Source organism: Mesorhizobium sp. RCAM 05099 (assembly GCF_059683685.1).
Genome location: NZ_CM185035.1, coordinates 1,623,612 through 1,640,698, shown reverse-complemented (window position 1 = coordinate 1,640,698; position 17,087 = coordinate 1,623,612). Strand labels below are relative to the sequence as shown.

11 protein-coding genes and 1 pseudogene are annotated in these 17,087 nt (G+C 58.0%); 2 read left to right on the top strand and 10 right to left on the bottom strand.

Going from position 1 to position 17,087, the window contains the following annotated elements:
* Positions 1-32 precede the first annotated feature (32 nt).
* The 5 genes from AC56QQ_RS08085 to AC56QQ_RS08065 all read right to left on the bottom strand — a co-directional run bounded on the left by AC56QQ_RS08085 (position 33) and on the right by AC56QQ_RS08065 (position 6,931).
* Positions 33-3,188 (bottom strand): GAF domain-containing protein, encoded by a 3,156-nt coding sequence (locus tag AC56QQ_RS08085; protein ID WP_489863532.1) that lies wholly within the window; start codon positions 3,186-3,188, stop codon positions 33-35.
* 35 nt (positions 3,189-3,223) lie between these two features.
* Positions 3,224-3,757 carry an MEDS domain-containing protein gene (locus tag AC56QQ_RS08080; RefSeq protein ID WP_497126306.1) on the bottom strand — a complete coding sequence of 178 codons (534 nt, stop codon included), beginning with the start codon at positions 3,755-3,757 and terminating at the stop codon, positions 3,224-3,226.
* A gap of 161 nt (positions 3,758-3,918) precedes the next feature.
* On the bottom strand, positions 3,919-4,329 hold the full coding sequence (locus tag AC56QQ_RS08075) for a response regulator (protein WP_489863224.1): 411 nt from the start codon (positions 4,327-4,329) through the stop codon (positions 3,919-3,921).
* Between the two features lie 47 nt (positions 4,330-4,376).
* The gene (locus AC56QQ_RS08070; protein ID WP_489863225.1) at positions 4,377-4,760 is read right to left on the bottom strand and encodes a response regulator; all 384 of its coding nucleotides are present in this window, start codon (positions 4,758-4,760) and stop codon (positions 4,377-4,379) included.
* The gene (locus AC56QQ_RS08065; RefSeq protein WP_489863226.1) at positions 4,757-6,931 is read right to left on the bottom strand and encodes a PAS domain-containing sensor histidine kinase; all 2,175 of its coding nucleotides are present in this window, start codon (positions 6,929-6,931) and stop codon (positions 4,757-4,759) included. The genes AC56QQ_RS08070 and AC56QQ_RS08065 overlap by 4 nt, the downstream gene beginning before the upstream one ends.
* 300 nt (positions 6,932-7,231) lie before the next feature.
* On the opposite strand from AC56QQ_RS08065, the gene AC56QQ_RS08060 reads away from it, so the two are divergent.
* On the top strand, positions 7,232-8,032 hold the full coding sequence (locus AC56QQ_RS08060) for an alpha/beta fold hydrolase (protein WP_497126304.1): 801 nt from the start codon (positions 7,232-7,234) through the stop codon (positions 8,030-8,032).
* 17 nt (positions 8,033-8,049) lie between these two features.
* On the top strand, positions 8,050-9,666 hold the full coding sequence (locus AC56QQ_RS08055; protein WP_497126302.1) for an ATP-binding protein: 1,617 nt from the start codon (positions 8,050-8,052) through the stop codon (positions 9,664-9,666).
* Positions 9,667-9,699: 33 nt separating this feature from the next.
* On the opposite strand, the pseudogene AC56QQ_RS08050 reads toward AC56QQ_RS08055, so the two are convergent.
* The 5 genes and pseudogenes from AC56QQ_RS08050 to AC56QQ_RS08030 form a co-directional block, all read right to left on the bottom strand.
* Positions 9,700-10,517: pseudogene (locus AC56QQ_RS08050) on the bottom strand (IS630 family transposase); the annotation flags it as partial.
* Positions 10,518-10,599: 82 nt separating this feature from the next.
* Entirely contained in the window at positions 10,600-13,254 is a 2,655-nt protein-coding gene (locus AC56QQ_RS08045) for a bifunctional diguanylate cyclase/phosphodiesterase (RefSeq protein WP_497126300.1), read from the bottom strand.
* A gap of 267 nt (positions 13,255-13,521) precedes the next feature.
* The gene (locus AC56QQ_RS08040; protein WP_497123326.1) at positions 13,522-14,388 is read right to left on the bottom strand and encodes a class I SAM-dependent methyltransferase; all 867 of its coding nucleotides are present in this window, start codon (positions 14,386-14,388) and stop codon (positions 13,522-13,524) included.
* A 648-nt stretch (positions 14,389-15,036) separates the two neighbouring features.
* Positions 15,037-15,660 (bottom strand): hypothetical protein, encoded by a 624-nt coding sequence (locus AC56QQ_RS08035; protein WP_497126298.1) that lies wholly within the window; start codon positions 15,658-15,660, stop codon positions 15,037-15,039.
* 39 nt (positions 15,661-15,699) lie between these two features.
* Positions 15,700-16,920 carry a hypothetical protein gene (locus AC56QQ_RS08030; protein WP_497128907.1) on the bottom strand — a complete coding sequence of 407 codons (1,221 nt, stop codon included), beginning with the start codon at positions 16,918-16,920 and terminating at the stop codon, positions 15,700-15,702.
* Positions 16,921-17,087: the final 167 nt, after the last annotated feature.

Sequence of the window (17,087 nt, the reverse complement as noted above, 5' to 3'; positions counted from 1 at the left end):
GCATGACATTAGGAGGGCAAACATTTATCGGCTCACAGCTCGCTGCCGGTGAGGCCTTCAGCAATGCTTGGTATAGCGTCCAGCATATCCCGGACGCGAGTAGCCAACCCTTCAAACGTGAACGGCTTGCTGATGAGTTGTACGCCGGCATCGAGGCGTCCATGGTGAACGATGGCATTTCGCGAATACCCCGTCGTGAACAGCACCCTCAACCCGGGTCTCATTTGCTTGGCAAGCTCCGCCAACTCCCGCCCGCTTCTTCCCGGCAGCACGACATCAGTGAACAGCAGGTCTATCCTGTCCGATGTTCGCAGGATGCTCAGCGCAGCATCAGGGTGTTCCGCTTCCAGGACGTTATAGCCAAGTTCGACCAGTACCGAGACGCTGTATGCGCGCACGTCCGCATTGTCCTCGACGACCAGGATCACCTCCTCGGAATGGCCGCGCGGCGCGAGGCGCTCCTGAGTTTCCGTGCTCAAGGCTGCAACTCCATGATAGCGGGGGAAGTACAGTTTCACGCTCGTGCCGGCGCCCGGCTCGCTATAAATGGTGACATGGCCGCCCGACTGTTTCACGAAGCCATATACCATGCTGAGGCCAAGGCCTGTACCCTTGCCGACCTCCTTGGTCGTAAAGAAGGGTTCGAACACCCGGCCCAGAGTCTCCTTGTCCATGCCGCTGCCGGTATCGCTTACCGACACCATGACATATTGGCCGGGGACCACCTCGGCGTCCGTGGCGGCGTATTGCTCATCGAGAACGACATTGGCCGTCTCGATCGTCAGACGGCCGCCTTGGGGCATTGCGTCTCGGGAATTGATACCGAGGTTGAGAATTGCGCTCTCTACTTGGTTTGGATCGACATCCACGGTCCAAAGCCGGGGCGCCAGAACCCCCTCCAATTCAATGGTCTCGCCGAGCGTGCGGTGGAAGAGATCCGTCATCTTCCGAATAATCAAGTTGAGATCGGAGGGTTGCGGGGTAAGAGGCTGCCGTCTTGAGAAGGCGAGCAGACGGGCCGTGAGGCTTGCGGCCCTCTGGGCACCTTGCAAAGACATCTCGACCGCACGGCGAACGCGAATTTCGTCGCCGGGCTTGCTGCGCCTGATTGTATCAAGGCCGCCAATTATTACTGTGAGGAGGTTGTTGAAGTCATGGGCGACCCCGCCGGTCAGTTGCCCGACTGCCTCCATCTTTTGAGCTTGGCGAAGAGCCTCTTCTGCCTTTCCACGCTCGGCGATTTCTTCGGCAATGCGGTCTTCAAGGGTCGCATTCAACTGGTGCAACATCTCCTCAGCGGATTTCCGCTGCGCTATTTCCCTCTGCGACGCCTGGAACAGCCGAGCATTGTCGATGGCGACACTCGCCTGGCCGGCAAGGCCGGTCATGAGTTCTTCCGAGCGTGCGTTAAACACCCCCGGCTCCGGATGACCGAAAAACAGGCCCCCTAGGACCTCGCCCGAACGCGAGCGAACAGGAACGGCGAGATAGCTTCTGACGGGCAGATGACCATCAGGCATGCCCTTGTACGGCGCGTTGTGCCCGTAGCGGCGGTCTTTCAAAATATCATCAGATCGCACCGTCCCCTCACCGTTGAAGGTGGGCGCGAAGATGGCTGTATTGCGCGGCATCGGGAACTTGGCAAATGCCTCTCTGGGCACGCCGGAGAGCGTGTAGAGCGTGTAGCTTTCACCCGCATCGTTGACGACATTGTAAAAGAACGCACCGAAGCTGGCGCCAGTGAGCTCGACGCCGGCATCCGTCACGATCTGTACGACATCGGCCAAATTGAGGTTCGCCGCAACCGACGCACCGGCGCGATTGAGTATCTGAAGCGCGCGGGTTTCTGTACGAAGTTCGTTCTCTGTTTGGCGAAGGGCTTCGTCGGCCGCTTTCCGCGCCGTGATGTCAAGGGCCGTCCCGATAGCACGAGTGCAGCGCTCTCCGTCGAACAGGCCTTTGCCCTTGGCCGCTACCCACCGGACGATTCCATCTTCCTTGCCGATCGTCCGGTATTCGACGTCATAAATGGCGCGACGCTGAGGATCGAGAGCGGAGGCGAAGGCCTGGCTCGTCGCGTCGAGATCGTCAGGATGCAGCCCGGCATAGAAGTCCGTCATGCTGCATGGCGTCCCCGGCGAGATCCCAAACATCGCCTTGGTACGGTCGCACCAGGTCAAGCGATCGGTGGTCAGATCGAGGTCCCAGATTCCAACATCCGCGGCTGAGATAGCCAGGCGAAACGATTCTTCATTGAGGGCCAGCTGCGCCTGACTTTGGACCTGATTGGTGACATCGTGTCCTTCGGCAAAAATGCCGGTGACCTCCCCATTCTCATCGGATATCGGTTGGTAGATGAAGTCGAGGTAACGCCGCTCCAGCGGCCCACCAGGTTCTCGCCGGAGGTCGATTGCTGCGGCCGTCGAAACGTAGGGCTCGCCGGTCGTGTAGGCCCTGTCCAAAATCTCAAAGAAGCCTTGCCCCTCCAGCTCTGGAAATACGTCGCGAATGGACCGACCTAGGATGTCGCGCTGCCCGACCAGGCGAAAGTAGCTTTGATTGCAGAGTTCGAAGACGTGCTGGGGACCGCGCATGACCGCCATAAAGCCCGGGGCCTGCCCGAAAAGCCGCTGCAGCTGGTCCCGTTCGCTTTCGAGCTTCCGGTTAAGCACCTCCACCGCGTGCCGCTCCCGGTTGAGGGCCTCAGTCTCGGCGCGGAGCGCCCGTTCCGCACGCGCCCTCTGCCAAGCAACGGCCACTTGATTGGCGGCCATCGTGAGCGCCAAGTGCTCGGCCTGAGTTGGAAAGCTCTGCCGAGCGCACACCGCGTCAAGACGGCCGGCGCCGGACAATCCAATAGCAGTACAAAATCCACGGAGATTTCCGTCGACGCCAAGCTCGCCGTCGGCCGCCGCCCCTGGCTCCGGGAAGGCTGTCTGGAGGAGATGGGCCAGATCCGGAGGCTGACCATTGGGAAACCGGCTGACTTCACGGGTTTCGCCCCGCTCGGTGCGAAAGGACACCCGCACGCCGTCAAGATCAAGCACCTGAACCAGCGCATCGGCGAGGTTCGCCGCTATTCGGTCCTCATCGGCGTTGACCCACATTGCCGGAAGAGAAGACAGGGCCGCCATATCGCCGAGAGCGCGGCGCAATGCTCGCAACTCGCGGTCGTCAAGTTGATCCACCTTATTCAAATATCCGTCCCCCAGGTCTGAGCCGTCTACACGGGCGTCCTGCGAGCCTGGAGCTCGGCCAGAAACTGATCCGGGGGAACAAAGAATGGATTTTGCTGAAGGACCCCGCCGACGATGACCTGTGGGTGCGTGCGCAATATATCCATCACCGTGGCAGCACTGAACCTATTGAGGTCGTATGTGCAAACGACCACGTCATCGTATTTCGGGAGAACGTGATTTAGCCGTGTCTCGTATTCGACAATTTTTTCGACGCCCGGAAGGTCTTCCAGTGCCCATTCCATATTGGCCCACAAGCGGGTCATCCCAAATCCGCTGCTCCGGCCCTCTTTGAGGACGTCCTGGATCAAGGCGAGCATGGCGTCCTGGTCAAAACCTTTGCCGCCACTCAAATAGGCCTGTTCCCATGGCCTCATTTCCAGTTGGCCACGGGCCGTGGCCGCGTCGACATCGATCCCCTCCGCCTTTAGCCTTCGGGCGCGGTCATCGCGGTGCCGATTATTGATGATCTGAACGAGCCGGTCGTTAGCCGCCAGCCCATCCTTGGCGAACGGCGCCAAGATTGCCTGCTCCTCATCGTCGGAGCTGAAGAATGCACAAGCGTGACAGGAACAAGTAAGTTCCGAGCCCGCGAGTTTAACTGACCGACTGAGCGGCGCTGCTTGATGAACCTTAGGCATAGAACGATCTCCGTTGCACTGAAACGACCCACAGGATTTCATCATCTTCTTTGTTGGTGGAGTTCTGCCGATAACGTCGTTGGATCGCCCTTACTACCCAACAAGGCGGCCGTAAGCGCGGCCGAAAGTTCTTCAAGCTGAAATGGCTTGGGTAGGACAGGTCTGGTGCGAAAAGCTTCCGGCAGTCCCGCACGGCCATATCCGCTTGCAAAAGCGAAGGGAACACCCTGATCGGAGAGGAACTCAGCGACGGGGAAAACCTGTTTGCCGTTCAGGCTCACGTCCAGCAGAGCAACTTCGAAGCCACCTGCCGCCGCCCTTTCCATCGCTTCCGGCAAGTTGCTCGCCTGCGCCGCAACGGTACAGCCCAGATCCGACAACATGTCCTCGACAGACATGGCCACCAGGCCATCGTCTTCGACTAGAAGAACGCGCAATCCTTCCAATTCCATGAGAGCCCTCCGTCACAAAACTCTATCTTGTAGTGCTCAGCCCCGGTTCATTCGTCCCGGGACGGGGCGCGCCTGGTAAGTAGCGAGAACAACGCCGTCTTCAGATCGTCAATGGTGTATGGTTTGTTCAGAACTTCGCAATCCTTGAAGGTCTCCGGCACGCCAACACGCCCATATCCCGTGCTGAAAATGAAGGGCAACTGCCGTCCCTTCAAAATCTCCGCTACAGGAAAGACAAGCTCTCCAGCCAAATTGACATCGAGCACCGCGAAATCCAATGTCTCGGTTCGGGCGGCATTCAACGCCTTTGCCAAAGTCGCGACCGAAGCCGCAACCTCACATCCCAAATCCTCAAGCATGCCCTCGATGAGCAGCGCTACACTGCCCTCGTCTTCGACCACAAGCACACGCAGCCCAGCAAGCTCAGTCATTCCGCGGCGGTCCCCAACGGGACAACAATGCGGCAGCGCAATCCTTGTGAATTGAAGACGAGGTCGAGCTCGCCGCTCAAATCGCGCTCGATACACCTTTCCATCAGCCGAGTGCCGAAACCGCGTCGGGTTGGCGCTTGAACGGACGGTCCGCCGCTTTCCTGCCAAAGCAAATCCAGTGTGTTTTGCGTCGCGGACTTTCCTATGTGCCAAGTAAGCTCCAGCACTCCCGTTTCGGAAGACAGTGCGCCGTATTTCGTCGCGTTCGTGGCCAGCTCGGTCAATGCCATCGTCAGGCTGAGGGCCGCCCTTGAATTCACCGGTACGGATGGCCCATCGATCCGGATCCTCTCGCCAAAGCTCGTGGGGGCGAGGACCTCGCGGGCCAAAAAGTCCAGCGGGGCATCTTCCCAATGGCGCTTCGTCAGCAGATCGTGTGCACGGGCCAGCCCCAGCAGCCGCTCTTCATATCGCTTGCTAAAATCTTGAAGGTCGTCGGAATGCCGCGCGGTTTGCGCCGCTAAGGACTGCACGGTCGCCAATGTGTTCTTCACCCTGTGATTCAGTTCATCGATCAGCGTCTTCTGGCGGTTTTCCGCCTGCTTGCGCTCCGTGATATCCACGAGCATGTTGATTGCGCCGATTAGCGTGCCATCTGCATCATGTAGAGGCGTCGGATACGGTATGAAGGGCACAAACGAGCCATCGGGTCGCTCCGCGATGGCCTCGACGCCGCGGACGGCCCGATCTTCTTTAAGAGCAACCGCCATGGGGCACTGATCGTGCGGCAGCGGCGCGCCGTCAGGCGTGTAGAGCCGCCACGTCACGCACCACTCGTCACCCAGTTGCGGTGTGCGCCCCGCCATGTCGATGCAGGCCTTGTTGAAGAAAGTGATCCGGCCATTTGCATCGGTGGTATAGACTGCGGCCGGCAAACCCTCCAGAAGATCGCGCATATGCTGCTCGCTCTCGCGAATGCGATCCTCCATACGCTTGGCATCCGTCACGTCCTGCAGCACACGTACGCCGTACAGGAACTGTCCTTCTTGGTCACGAACGGCGGATCCGAAAACGTCCAGGAACACCGTGGCACCGTCCGGCTTGCGGGCTCGTTTTCTGATCGAGTAGCTGTCCAGTTCGCCCCTGACTTGGCGGGCGTAGTTTGCAGCATCTTCGGCGCGGTCGCCTTCGTCCGTGTAATCGAAAAATGTCATGGCCAAAAGCTGCTCGCGTGAACGCCCGAGCATCTTGCAAAGAGCGTCGTTGACACGCAGCAAGCGGCCAGTCTTATCCGCCTCTGCGATACCGACCGTCGCCGCTTCATAAGTCGCGGCCAGACGTTCTTCGCTTTCGCGGCGAGCGCGTTCCGCTTGACGCATGTGCGTGACATCCATCGTGAAGCAGCGAGTGTTCACAAATTTCCCGTCACTGAACCGGCTGTTCGACGTAATGAGGACGTCCTTGACGGAGCCATCTTTTGCCCAAAGACGCGCAGGATAGCGGTCGAGCCGTTCGCCGCAGGAGAGCTTTTGGAGGATGTCGCCGATAACTGGAGCATCGGCATGAAACTCTGCAATATGGCGCCCGACATACTCCTCAGCCGTGTATCCCAGAAGATCGAGCTCGGCCTGGTTCGCGCGCAAGATAATGCCTTCGCCACTCACTATATGAAGGCCGACAGCACTGTTCTCGAAAAAATCCTCAACGTCGCTGGTTCTGCGCTGAACCTCTTCCTCCATTGCCTTGTGCGACGAGATGTCCTGGAAGCAATTGATCGCGCCCTGGATGTTGCCTTGGTGGTCCCTCAAGGCGCGGATATTGACCAATGCAGTGAAACGCGTGCCGTCCGGGCGCTCCATTATCACTTCGGCATTGCGGGTCGTCCTCCCCATGCGCACGGCATCCGCCATCGGGCAGTCCTGCGCCGGAAGCGGTGTGCCGTCGGGCAAGAACAGCCGGTGCGATCCGCAGAAGCGCTCTTTTCGTCCGTTCAGGTTCGGAGTGCGTCCCCACAGAACAGCTGCCTCCGAGTTGTAGCGGATCAGCCAGCCATTTTGGTCGCAAAGGTATACAGCGCCGGGGATGGCTTCCAGCGCCGTCGGAGCCGCGGCGACAAGTGCATCAAATTCTGTAAGTTGACGCTGTATGGGAAAGTCTTCGACGTTCGACATCTTTGGACCCCTTCAGTTGGCGAGCGAGAACCCCTGTCCCACATGCTGAAGGGGCAGCGCCGAACTGGACATCGCGATTCCCCCCAAGCCAAGCCCCTCAAAACGCCGCGCCTCAAGATTGGTTCCAAATTGGTTTCGTCGGAGCAAGATCTAGGATACACAAGCGCGAACATTCCCCGTTACGGCCTCACGGGGGTAACGCTCCCGCCGATCAGGCCTGTGAATGCCGGATAAGGCACGGTGCCGAGAAACGCCTTGTGCACCCAGCGGTTTTGCGGTCGGCCTGCAAAGGAAGTTATCTTGAACATTGTGCAGCGCAACAACGTTAAGGTCGTGGGCTCCGGTAGTCGCGCGATGGTCTTCGCCCACGGCTTTGGATGCGATCAGAACATGTGGCGCTTCGTTTGGCCCACCTTTTCCGCAGAGTATCGCATCGTTCTTTTCGATCACGTGGGCTGCGGAGGATCCGACCTTTCGGCTTACGAGCCGGAGAAGTATGCGTCTCTAGGTGGCTACGCCGCCGACGTCGTCGATGTCTGCCACGCGCTAGGCGTCACCCATGGTGTGTTCGTCGGGCATTCCGTCAGCGCAATGATCGGCGCCCTCGCTTCGCTAAAGGCTCCCGAGATATTCGACGATCTGATCATGATTGGTCCGTCGCCTCGCTACGTCGACGACGGTGACTACACCGGCGGCTTCAGCGAGCAGCAAATTCATGAGCTATTGGATTTCCTTGATGACAACCACATGGGCTGGTCGCAGGCTATGGCGCCCGTCATCATGGGCAATCCCGACCGGCCGGAGCTCGGGGAAGAACTTACCAATTCGTTCTGCATGACGGATCCAGAGATCGCAAAAAAGTTTGCGCGCGTTACTTTTCTTTCCGACAACCGCAGCGACCTGCCTTCAGTAAAGGCCCGCTGTCTTGTCCTGCAATGTTCGGAAGATGTGATTGCGCCGCAGACTGTTGGCAAGTATGTCGCTGACCGGCTGGCGAACAGCCATTTCATGCTGCTCAACGCAACTGGCCACTGCCCGAATCTCAGCGCGCCTGACGAGACTGTTGCAGCCATGAGGGCCTTCCTTGTAGGTCGACGCTGATTGAGGTCGCGGAGCCCATGAACGACACGGCCGCGGATCTTGATGATCTGTTCGACAATGCTCCATGCGGATATGTCGCCGCTGGCGCAGACGGACGTATCACCAAGGTGAACTGCACGTTTTCGAAATGGCTTGGTCGCGACAAAGCTTCCCTTCTGGGACAACGCTTTCAGGACTTCCTAAATATCGCGGGGAAGATCTACTACGAAACCCACTTTGCGCCGCTGATGCGCATGCAAGGTTTTTTCAACGAGGTCGCACTCGACTTGGTGCGAGTCGATGGATCGCCGCTTCCAGTTCTCGTCAATGCGGTCGAGCGGCGCGATGAGGCGGGTGACCTCCTCTTCATTCGCATCACCATCTTCAACGCTTCCGATCGCCGGCGTTACGAGCGAGAGCTTCTCGAAGCCCGTCGAGCCGCGGAGCAGGCGAGTGCTGAACTCCGCCAACTTAACCTCACGCTCGAACAACGTGTAGCCGAAGCCGTCGAAGCGCGCCTGAAAGCGGAAGAGGCCCTTCATCAGGCGCAAAAGATGGAAGCCGTGGGCCAGCTGGCGGGCGGTATAGCGCACGACTTCAATAACATGCTCGCCGTCATCGGCTCTTCGCTCAGTCTGCTTGAGAGACGGCTGGCCAAGGGCGAGGACGTCGCGCGCTTCATTTCTGCGGCACAAGAAGGCGTTAATCGCGCCGCCGGATTGACACGCCGCCTGCTCACCTTCTCCCGTCAGCAGAGCCTTGCACCTGAAGCGATCCAAACCAATCAGATGGTCTCCGAAATGTCGGAGCTTCTGCGCCGCACGTTAGGCGAAGAGGTACACCTCGAGACCGCCTTGGGGAGCGAGCTTTGGCAGATCAACGCCGACAAGAACCTCCTCGAAAGCGCTATCTTGAATCTCGCGATCAATGCGCGCGATGCCATGCCGGAGGGTGGACGATTGACCATCGAGACTGCCAATTGCGACCTCGATGAGAATTACGCCGCGGAGTACGCTATTACATCAGGGCAATATGTCATGGTAGCCGTTACAGACACCGGTACCGGCATGACTTCCGAGGTCATGGCCAAGGCCTTTGATCCCTTCTTCACCACAAAGGGCGTAGGCAAGGGTACAGGCTTGGGATTGAGCCAAGTGTTCGGCTTCGTCAAGCAGTCGAATGGTCACCTCAAGATCTACTCCGAGGTTGGGCATGGTACTTCGATAAAACTTTACCTGCCTCGGCTGCGCTCCACTACCGAAATACCGAAGCCTCCGCCCACAGGCGCTTTGGCGTCAGCCTCCGATAATGAGGTCATACTCCTGGCCGAGGATGACGATCAGGTGCGGTCGCTGACGGCTCAGACGCTGCGTGAACTGGGCTATCGCGTGATCGAAGCAGGGGCTGCTGCCGAAGCATTGAACGCGCTCGCGCAGCACCCCGACATCTGCCTTCTTTTCACCGACGTGGTCTTGCCCGACTTGAACGGCCTTCGTCTCGCCGACGAAGCGCGACACCGCCGACCCCACCTCAAAATTCTTTTTACTACGGGCTACGCACGCCACACGGACCCGGACGTGCCCCTGCTGCAGAAGCCAGCCTCCTTGGAGCAGTTGGCGGCAAAAGTGAGAGAAATTTTGGATGGACCGGATTAATCTGATGACGGCATGCTACACAGACCGGCCATGCATCCATTGTTTGATTTTGGCGAAGGCTTGCTCGATCGGATTGAGGTCCGGAGAGTAGGGCGGCAGGTACCAAAGCCTGGCACCGGCAGCCTTGATCTCTGCCTGATGGCCGCCGACTTATGCCTTCCAAGATTATCCATGACGACGATGTGGCCGGGCTTCAGCACGGCGATGAGCTGCTGCTCGACATAGGCGCGGAAGCACTGGCCGTTGATCGGCGCGTCGAAGACGCAAGGTGCTGCGAGCCGGTCCCAGCGCAGCGCGCCGAGGAAGGTCAGCGTGCGCCAGTGGCCGTGCGGAGCCAACCGCGCAGCCGCTTGCCCTTCGGCCCCCAACCTCGCAGCGGAGCCATGTTGGTCTTGATCCAGGTTTCATCGATGAAGACCAGTCTCTGCGGGTCCAGGCTGACCTGCCAGGATCGCCATCGTTGGCGCCTGCGGGCGATATCAGTACGCGCCTGCTCAAGGGCGAACAGCGTTTTTTGAAACTCAGCCCCTCGCGGCGCAGGAACATCCAGCCGCGTTGTGCGAGACCTTGACCCCGCGCGCGGCCAACTCGTCCTTCAGCCCATGCAGCGTCAGATCAGAAGTCTGATTGATCCGCTCCACGATGAAGGACCGATGCGGCTCAAGAATCCGCTTGCGGTGTCCGCCTATCTTGCCCGGCGCCACCGAACCGGTCGTCCCATGGCGCTGCAACAGCTTCACCGCGGCCGAAACCGAAATGCCGAACCGTTTCGCGGCCGACCGGCGACTCTCGCCACTCAAAACCGCCGCCACAACCCGCTCGCGAAGATCATTGGAAAGAGGTCGAGTCATCAGATGCTGGCCTCCACTCCAGCCAGCATCTTGAATCACAAAACCAGCAATCCCTTTCGATTCCATCAAGTCGTGAGCCGCTCTAGCTGGCCGCGCGCAGGCGTTGAGAGCGAACCAAGACCTTCAGCCCCTCGGAATCCAACGCCTGCCCGAAGGCATAACCCTGCAGTATGTCGCAGCCCAACTCCTTCAGTATGCGAGCGTGCTCCATCGTCTCGACGCCTTCCGCTATGACCTTGATACCTAGGGATTTGCCGATCTCGATGATCGACGAGACAATCTGCCTTCGTTGCGGAGATTCGACTATTGGAATGACCAGCTGCCGATCAATCTTCAGTCGGCGCGGCTGTATCTTGAGCAGGCTGACTATGGAGGCATAGCCCGTACCAAAATCATCTATCTCTATATCAATGCCCAGTTGCTTGATTTGATCGACATTCCATGTCACCAAATCATCGTTTTTGTCAAGGAAAATGGACTCAACAAGCTCAAATGAAACTGTTCCCTTCTTGATATTCATATCTCGCAAGCTCTTTATGAGTTCTTCATCTTGGAGCCGCCGTGCCGAAACGTTGACTGATACACGCGGTATATGAAGATTCGCAGCAGACCAGTTTTCAAAGTCTGAAAGCGCTTGGTCCAGTATGGTTCGATCGATCATCGAAACGACGTTTAGTTCTTCTGCAATCCTTAGAAAGACATCCGGTGCTAAGATGCCCTTCTTTGGGTGCCTCCATCGCGCAAGCGCCTCGACTCCGACAATTTCGAGAGTTTTTGCACCAAATTGGGGTTGGTAGAAGGCTATGAACTCATTGCGCTCAAGGCCGCCAAGAATTTCGTCGGCCATCCGCTTTGTGTCGACGATTTCGCTTTGCATCGCTTCAGTGAAGAATTCGTGCCGATTGCGCCCACGGTTCTTTGCTCGGTAAAGCGCGATGTCGGCGTTCACCAGGAGGTGCTTGGCTTCGACGTCTTTTCCGTTGTCGACCGCAATTCCCACGCTGACACCAAACCGGCATCGGTGGCCTTGGTAGTAGACGGGCTCGCTCATCTGGCTGATGAGGCGGTCGGCCAGCAGTGCCAGTCGCTTGATATCGTCATGCACCGTGCACAGGATGACGAATTCGTCTCCTCCGATCCGAGCGACGAATCCTCCATCCTCGACCTTGGATCGAAGGACGGTGGATGCGTGAACCAACATCGCGTCGCCCGCAGCGTGGCCGAGCGTATCGTTGATGTGCTTGAACCGATCCAGGTCGATGTGAAGCAGGGCCGCTTGACCGCCGTCGCGCCTGCAGTTGGCTGCGTACTGTTCCATTACCTGGTCGAGGTAACGACGGTTGGGCAAACCGGTCAGCGAATCATGAAGCGCGATATGCTCGATGCGGGCCTTGGCCGCCTCGAGTTCGACATTTCTCGACTCGGACAGTTGTTTCGAGCGAACCAGATCGCTGTTTAGCAGGACGTCGGCTGTGACATCCCATTCCGCACCAATCATTTTGGGCGTCTCATTTGGGGCTTGGTATATGGTCGCCTTAGATCGGACATGACGAATCTCGCCATCCGGACGAACAATTCGGTATTCCGACGAATATGTTCCGCGGCTGGCCACGGCATGGTCGAAATCTGCGTGGGCGGCGGCCAAGTCCAGGGGGTGAATTGCGCCTGCCCAATCCGAGTAGCCTCGACGTCCTCCGTCGCTGGGTCTGCCATATATTTCATTGACCCGATCGTCCCACGACAGGTCATTGGTCGCGAGATCGTGTTCCCAAACGCCAATGGCAGATGCCTCCAAAGCGAGTTCTAGTCGTCTCGACAATTGACGCAGTTCCGCATAGTTACGCTGTCTCTCGCCAATCAGACGACCTGTGACCAAGAATGGGATCACAATCAGCGCCCCGGCCACGGCCATGATTGCGCGCAGGAACCACGCGTTGCTGGGAGTCGAAGGCCAGCCGTTTTTGGGGATTGCTGCGATTTGCCACGATCCTGACGGGAGCAGAACTTCGGCCGTCACTGGATTGTTTTTGCGGACGCCCACATCACCGAAGAATTGATCTCCGCTTGGGCCGAGGGCGTCTTTACCGATGAGCGCGACGTCAATCCCGAGATCATCGTCAAGCAGGCCGCTCGCCTTGTAAAGACGCTGCACGTCGACAACGGCGGAAATGATGCCCCAGAATCTTTCAGTGTTGCCCGCGCTCGGCACAAAAACCGGAAAGCGGCCGATGAAGCCTTGGCCGCCCTGCTTCAGGTCGACCGGACCGGCAAGAATCAACTTGCGCTCGTCTCGCGCCCGCAGCGCGGCGTTACGCTGCCGATCGTCCATTCGGTAATCGAGGCCTATCGCTTTCTCGTTGCCCTTCAGAGGGTACATCAAGGAAACGACCAGATCGGGCGCGCCAGCAATATTGTTCAATTGCGAGTCGCCGCCAAAGAGGTTGCTCGCGAGCGAAGCGAAGCGCTGCTGTCCCAAGTAGGGTTCAGTCACGACCGTCGCGACAAGCCCATGCACGAGTTGGAGGTTCCCGTTGATGTTCCCCTCTAGCTTGGCGCGGATCAGATTGACCTTGGCCAGGACATCCGCACGAGCGGCCTGGTCCGAAACGATTTTGTTCTGATGGTCCGCATAGGCCGCGCTGATGGCAATAACCAAAATCGCCACTGCGGCCGGAATATTTGCCGACGAAAAAACAGCTTCCTTTATGCCGCTGAACCTACCGCCGAAAAGAGCCAATAGGGTGGAACTCCCCTGTGTTAATCAGGTTCTCGGATCGACCCGCCGACAGAACATTAGCTTCCATTAATTAATTTTGAACTTCTTAGTCGTGAAAACTTTGCACTTCCGACCGTGTGTCGACACCACTGTCCATGCAGGAACAGCCAGGATGGACACGCCGCCGTCGGCACTTGACGCAGGAGCAGCCATCGGTCTCGAGGAGCCGTGCGTTTCCAGCCAGCCCCTCGGCTAGCGGTGAGCACTGGAGCTACTTGGGGTGCGGCCCTAGTGTCCCTCGATAACCTTAGGAGCAACAAGGTATGGTATCTTGCCGACGCTTCGCTTCGTCGCGCCAATGGAATAGGCCATTGGGATCTTGGGGGAGTTGTTTGGCAGGCCGTACATATCCTTGCCTGCCCTCACTGCAAATGAAAAGTGCTGCCACGAAACCGTGTCATGCTCATTCAGAAAATCGAGCGTCAGCCCCGCCGAAATCAGTGCGTTCACCACGTCGCTGATCGGATGGATCCACTCATAATACCGAGGATGCTTCAAAATGCGGTCGTCGCCGGTATAGGTCCGTTCCTCGTTCCATGCGAGCGGCCGAGCTATAGGCGTTCTCCAATCGTGCTTAAACTCCAGCGCCGCGGCCTTACGATCACACTGAAACATCAACGGATGGCCCTCGGCCATATAGAGCCGGCCACCTGGTCTCAGGAGACCCGCAACGACCCGCGCCCATCGGAACACATCGTCCAGCCAATTTACCGAACCCCAGGTAACGTAGGCGATGTCAAAGGTCCGGCCGAGCGCTTCAACTGCCTCGAATAGTGGCGCTTCCACGAAGCGCACATCAGTACCTGCCTTCGCGGCGAAATCCCGCGCAGCTGCGATCGCGGTCGGTGAAAAGTCGAGACCGATCACGCTGCCAGCACCGAGATTCTTCAAGCTGATCGTGTCGAGCCCGATGTGACATTGCAAATGGACGATATCCTTGCCGACGATATCGCCGACCTCGCTCGTTTCCAGCTCATAGAGATTGGATCCGCCTGCCAGCACATTTTCAATCTGGTAGCTGCCCGTCGTGTCGGTCGAATGCAGTTCGGCCCGATCATCCCAATTCAGGCGATTTGCTCCCAGAAACGGTTCCAAATTACCCCCCTGCTTTCAGCGGCGACTGACACTTGGTTAACAAATCGTTAATATACCTTTGCAGCGAAAGAGTCGCGCGTCAATGTGGGCCGGCGGGCGGGTGCGCCTACGTCGCAAAGCCCACCCTGCCTCTGCGGCCGGTGTCAGCTCAGCATCCAGTCGTGGAGGATAGCGGCGGCGGCTCCTCAAAATCGCCCCGGTGATGGCCTAAACGCGCCAACCTCTGGCGTCGGGCGTTCCAGCAGCAGCGTAGACGGTTTCCGGTGACAACGCTAAACGGCTCCGCGGGAAGCGACTTGTAGTCGTTTGGCCGGTCAGATGCTTGGCGGTTCCTGGATCAAGTCAGTTTCCCTCCTTTTTGAGTTCGACGGTGCTCATTCCCGATCGCCGCCTTGGTTGTGGACCGCAGATCCGCGCTTAGCGACCGAGATTGAGACGCACAGCTGTCATCTAACACGTAGCGTTTCGTGCTGCTGACGGTGACGACCTGCGAAGTCACCCGCGCCAGAGTATCGATGCCTCAGACTTCTCCAACCGAATCTTTGGGCCATAGGCACTCGCAATTCGGGCTGAGATGTCGGACGAGGCCGTGCCGTAGTGAAACGAGACCCCGCCGAGTCGCCGCCTTAAAGCTATCCAAAACCGAACCTAGTGTCCCACTTTGTCCATAAGCAACAGAAATTCGGGCTGACGCGCGATGCAGAAAGTTCGAAAAGCTTCCAGGAACCCCAGCCAAACTGGACTCCCTGTCGATAAAGCTGCCTGCTGTGCACCCATTGCTGCGCCGGCCACGACCGTTTCCGCAAGTAGATCAAACGGTTGCCTAAAGACGGCGTGAACTTCGCCTTTGTCCCATTTGCAGTTCGACAGCACCAGATTCAAGAGTCGATTTTTCTCGTGCGCAGGCTGTTTCGCAAACAGTCGGCTGGCTTTGCGTGCCAGTTCCAACAGCCGGATGCCGTCCTCCATGTACGATTCCTCGGCGCTACCATGACGCTCTATCTCGCGAAGCAGCCGCATCTGTTCGGTCCGCCACTGTCCTGACATCCGATCGTAGAAGGCGTTGTCGATGCGGCCATCAAGCTTGTCGAGATACATGGCATGCAGCCGATCCTCGAGCCGCTTGTACTCGACCTGGCATCGATGGATCGCCTGTTCATGCTCGCGGCGCTCGTCGGCATGGCTGGCCAAGAGGGCTGCCTTTACCCATTCCAGTATCTCTTCGTCGAAATGCAACCGGTCAAGCAGGGTGGCGAATTTCTGGTCGAGCACTTCCTCGCGGACGTATTTGCGGCGGCAATCACCGTATACTCAGCGTTGGCACCGTTTTCGCCCGCGCCCGCCCCCCCACAACATACTGTCGAAATTGACCGTCAGAATGCGGTCGACGCCAGCGTATCCGCTCTCACCGGGTTCGCTGATGTGGAGGATGCCGTCTCGGATTTCCGGATGATCCGCCAGCTCGATCTTTCGCAACCCCATGAGAGTAGCAAAATGCACAATCGCTTGGCTAAGGCCATCGGTAGCGTCCGAGAGAGTAGCTGAGGCCCCACCACTCGAAACAAGCTTGCCTAGTTCATCGGCGTCATCGAACATGATGCGTATTGCAGCATCCCCGAATGGCTTTCCTGCCGCTGCCATGCCTTCATCAAGCGCAGAATAGGCGATGACATAGCGCAACGCGCTATCTAGCGTGGCTGCACCCCTGATGCTTTCCAACTCAACGATCGAACTGGCGAACCCTGTGTCGAACCATACTTTGAAAAGATTCGGGGCAATCGATGTCCAGTCTGTATGTCCGGTTACAGTCGTACCGTTCTCTTCGTGCACGTCCTCTTTCGCGAACAAAAGAATAGGCAGAAGCTGCTGAGAATGCATTGAAATTGGATCAATCAGCCCCGAAATGCCGAGATGGGTTTCAAGCACTTCCACAGGCTGCGAACCGTAGATATAGCCCGCATTGGTGCCGATCAGTGCTCCATAGACAGGTGACAAGGCTGAAAACAGCGCTGCTGAAACAAAGGGCTCGATCGCGCGAACACCGGTCAGGACTTCGCCCGCGACATTGTGTGAGGAAATGTTCCCAGCCGTGGGCCACACATAATTTGCCGGCGGAACACCGTCGACAAGGTAAGACGCCAGGTCAATGCCTGCTTGTGCCGCATCCCACCAAATGCTGAGCGCGGTGGCTGCTGCGCCGTAGGGCATGCTGTCGAAAACCACAGCTTCATCACCGGAAAGTGACGCAATCAGACCAGCAAGGCCGCCACCGAGCGAATGGCCGGTCAGAATGGCATTGCCGCCCTCGGTAGACAGCGCATTCTGGCCTGTCACGCTTTGATAGAAATCGAGCGCGAGTTGTCCCTGCGCGCCAGGCGCGTAAGTGGTCGGGCTGAGAATGCCTGCCCCTACTGCCCAGCCGGAGAAAATATCGTTGGGAAAGAGGCCACCGAAGCTGTTGGTGCCTCTATAGGAAATGACCGTTGCACCAGCCTCGATGCCCTCCACCCCTGAGCCAACCTCATAGGCTATCGCGTAAAAACCAGAATCCTGCCATTGCTGATATTCGCTCGAAGTGACGCCAAGAGCGTCCCCGGCTCAGTATTGCAGCCCCCCAACGCTGGCGCCATCAATAGATATTCCAGCTTCATAATCTCTATTGTAAGAGTCCATCGCTAAAATTGATAGAAAAAGATCTT